Here is a 1,827-nt window from a genome sequence, read left to right as displayed (position 1 = left end):
AAAAGAGGCTGGGTCATAACTAGCTTCAAATAGTGAGAAAGATGAATTTGAGGGTCTCAAATTCATCTTTCTCTATTTGTGCGTGTAAATTCTTCTATTACCTTAGTTGTGGGCAGTGAATTTTCTTAGATTCACTGCCATTAACGCGAGGCCCATTTCGTTTTCTACCTTCGATTTTCCTCGTACAGAAAATCGTGTGAAACGCAAATTAGCCTTCAAGAATCCAAAAACTGGTTCCACATCGACTTTGCGTTTTCGATAGATGGCACTCGTTTTCTCTTCTGAAAGCTTCACTCTTACATATTCTTTTTGCTGTTCCCATTTTTCATTCACCATTAGTTTTCGATTGTTGCCTTCTTTTGCTTTTGTACATGATGAACGGAACGGGCATCCCGAACAGTCCTCGCACTCGTAAATTTTGAATTTCCGTTGGAAGCCTGTACGGTCCTTACGGACAGAATGATATTGAAATTCAAGACGCTTCTGATTAGGGCATGTATATGTATCTGTTTCTTCATCATACTTCCAGTTGTCGGGATTAAATTTGTTTTGTTTGTACTTTTTCTTTTGTTCCTTCAAATACATGTTATACGTAATAATAGCTTCTCGTTTTCTGTTCAAAAGGATATCATGAAAGTTTTGTTCACTACCATAACCTGCATCTGCGACAATGTGTTTTGGTAACCTGAAATAATGCTGCTCAATCTCATCAAGAAATGGAATTAATGTACGGGTATCTGTTGGGTTTGAAAATAAACTATAGGCAAGGGAGTATTGACCTTCCGTTGCGATTTGTACATTGTAACCAGCTTTCAATTGCCCGTTTTGCATATAATCATCTTTCATTCGCATAAATGTCGCATCCGGATCTGTTTTAGAATAGCTATTACGCATGCCAAAGATTTCAAAGTCTTGTTGATATTTCTTTTTTCGTAAGACAAAATCAATCAACTGTTTACGGACTTGTTTCGGGTATTTCCGTTCACTTCTTAAAGCTTTTCGTTCTGTAACGTCTGATGATGCTTCAATTTGTTTATCATACTCGGTTACGATATCGTCCACTTTTTGAGCCAATTGAGTGAGTTCTTCCAATGATAACTGTTCATCGCTTTCATGTTCAATTTCAGGTATGATTTCGTTCTCAAGTAACTGATTGTATAGCTGGTTTGACTTTTCAATTAAACTCTGATGATATTTCTCAATTGATTTCTTCCAGACAAACGTAAATTTATTCGCATTCGCTTCAATCTTTGTACCATCGATAAAAATTGCTTCTTGATCGATAAGTTTTTCTTCGATTAATTGGCAGCGGAATTGGACGAAACATTGGCGAATTAATTCTTTCACTTCTGATTTAATACGGAATCGGTTGATTGTACGGTAGCTTGGTTCATACCCTTGAGCTAGCCACATCATACGAATACTATCTTTTAATAGGGCTTCAATTTTGCGCCCCGAAAACACAGATTGAGAGTAGGCACATAAGATAATTTTAAGCATCATGCGTGGATGATAGGCAGGACAACCCTCATTTCGAAGAAATGGTTCGAACGCTTCATGAGGGATACTTTCAACTAAATGATGGATATGGAAGGCGATATCATTTTTTTGTAATTTCACTTCTAAATCTAAAGGCAAAACTAATTGATTCATGGTATAATTTCTAAACATAAGGACCCTTCTTTCGGATGAAATTTTGTGTGGTAACTTTATTTTATCAGAAGTGGTCCTTATTTTTATTCAAAAATAATCAAAGCCGGTGAAATTTTACTAGTCGTAAAATTTTACCGGTTTTTTCATCTGAGAGGTGGTTTTTGTCCCAGCCTC

The 1,827-nt window shown here is 36.5% G+C and carries 1 protein-coding gene; it reads right to left on the bottom strand.

What is annotated here, in order from left to right:
* Positions 1-102: 102 nt before the first annotated feature.
* Positions 103-1,671: an IS1182 family transposase gene (locus AC4GZ8_RS26275; RefSeq protein WP_491084829.1), complete on the bottom strand. Its 1,569-nt coding sequence runs from the start codon at positions 1,669-1,671 to the stop codon at positions 103-105.
* Between the last annotated feature and the right edge of the window lie 156 nt (positions 1,672-1,827).

The sequence above is a fragment of the Metabacillus sp. RB-C-LZQ-3-1 genome, from assembly GCF_058315175.1.
The sequence above is the reverse complement of the archived record's forward strand: the minus strand, read 5'-3'. Positions and strand labels throughout refer to the sequence as shown.